This window comes from Acinetobacter sp. YH01006 (genome assembly GCF_013420445.1).
Taxonomy (GTDB): Bacteria; Pseudomonadota; Gammaproteobacteria; order Pseudomonadales; family Moraxellaceae; genus Acinetobacter; species Acinetobacter pseudolwoffii.
Genome location: NZ_VOYB01000066.1, coordinates 1 through 1,556, shown reverse-complemented (window position 1 = coordinate 1,556; position 1,556 = coordinate 1). Strand labels below are relative to the sequence as shown.

At 53.1% G+C, this 1,556-nt stretch carries 1 protein-coding gene; it reads left to right on the top strand.

Going from position 1 to position 1,556, the window contains the following annotated elements:
• Positions 1 to 193 precede the first annotated feature (193 nt).
• Positions 194 to 1,386 (top strand): IS3-like element ISKpn18 family transposase gene (locus tag FTT73_RS16020; RefSeq protein ID WP_085955245.1). Its coding sequence is split into 2 segments (ribosomal slippage): positions 194 to 470 and positions 470 to 1,386, totalling 1,194 coding nucleotides; the frame shifts between segments, so codons are not numbered across the junction.
• The last annotated feature ends 170 nt before the right edge of the window (positions 1,387 to 1,556 follow it).

The following is a 1,556-nucleotide window of genomic DNA, read 5'->3' as shown; positions in this document are numbered from 1 at the left end:
AATCCGTCTGTGAAGTCGGCAAGCGCAACAGCGCGTCTTTCTGCCGATCGGTTAGAGTGACGCGACGCGGCATACATGTTCCTTTTTCAAAATCTGATAGCGTTCAAGACGCTTTGTTTATGAAGCTTGTTGTGGTCAAATTTAAATGGACACTTTGATCGGGTGTTTTCCCCCCGACAAGGAACATGAAGAGATGACCGACAAGACAACCGACACAACCAAGAATCGCCGAACCTTTGATCCAGCGTTCAAGTTACAGGTGGCGCGCATGGTGCGCGAGCAAGGCGTCAGCGTCAGCCAAGTCTGCCGCGAAATGAAGCTGACCGAAAGTGTGGTCCGACGCTGGGTACACCAACTGGATGACGAGTCAGCCGGCAGGCCGGGGATTGGTAAACCGTTAACGGCTGAGCAGCAACGTATTCGAGAACTGGAAGCCGAAGTCAGGCGACTAAAATCAGACAATGAATTATTAAAAAAAGCTTCGGCCTTCTTCGCACGGGAAATAAAGTGATCCACGATGTTGTCACTGAGTTAGCGAAGCAGGCCCCGATCAAGCAGGTCTGTCAGGCGTTGGACATCAGTCGCTCTGGTTACTACGCAGCGCGTCGCAGAGTCAATACACCCAAACCTATTTGCCAGGACAGCGTGCATGCTCAGGCGGTTTTTCTTGCCAGTGGTCGCACCTATGGCAGTCGTCGTTTGAGTGCAGCCCTGCGTGCCCAGGGCCATGATGTTGGACGTCATCGCTGTCGTACCTTGATGAAAGCCTGTGGACTCAAGGCCTGTTGGCGTCGCAAGTTCGCTCATACCACCGATAGCAAACACCATTTGCCGGTGGCAGAGAACGTGCTCAACCGTCAGTTTGAGCCTGAAGCACCCAATACGGCCTGGGTGTGCGATGTGACGTACATTCGGACCGACAGCGGTTGGCTATATCTGGCCGCTGTGCTGGATCTGTATTCACGTCGCATCGTGGGTTGGTCCATGGCACCGACCATGCCTGCACAGCTGGTGTGCGATGCGTTGAGCATGGCTATTTCGGTTCGCCAACCGGCACCGGGTTTATTGGTTCATTCGGACCGGGGCAGTCAATATGCCAGTGCTGAACACCGGCAATTACTTGAAAACCATGGTCTGGTACTCAGCATGAGCCGCAAGGGTAATTGCTGGGACAATGCCGTGATGGAGCGGTTCTTTCTGAATTTGAAAATGGAGCGTGTCTGGCAGACTCGGTATGCCAACCATACAGAAGCCAAACAAGACATCACCGACTACATCGTTAACTTTTATAACAGTACCCGATTGCATTCAAAACTTGGCTACCGATCACCCGCACAGTACGAAACGCTGGCCAGCCCTGCCGCCCAGTTGCCCGCCTGTGCATAACCCTACCATCTGATCGGCGTGTCCAAAAAAACTTGACCACAACAGCTGGTTGAGATACATTTCCAGAGGTCAATGCAATCGTGGCCGAAGCGCCGCCTCAAACCAACGTTTGTGATACATGCTGATCGGATATGCCCGCGTCTCCAAAGCCGATGGCTCGCAGTCTCTCG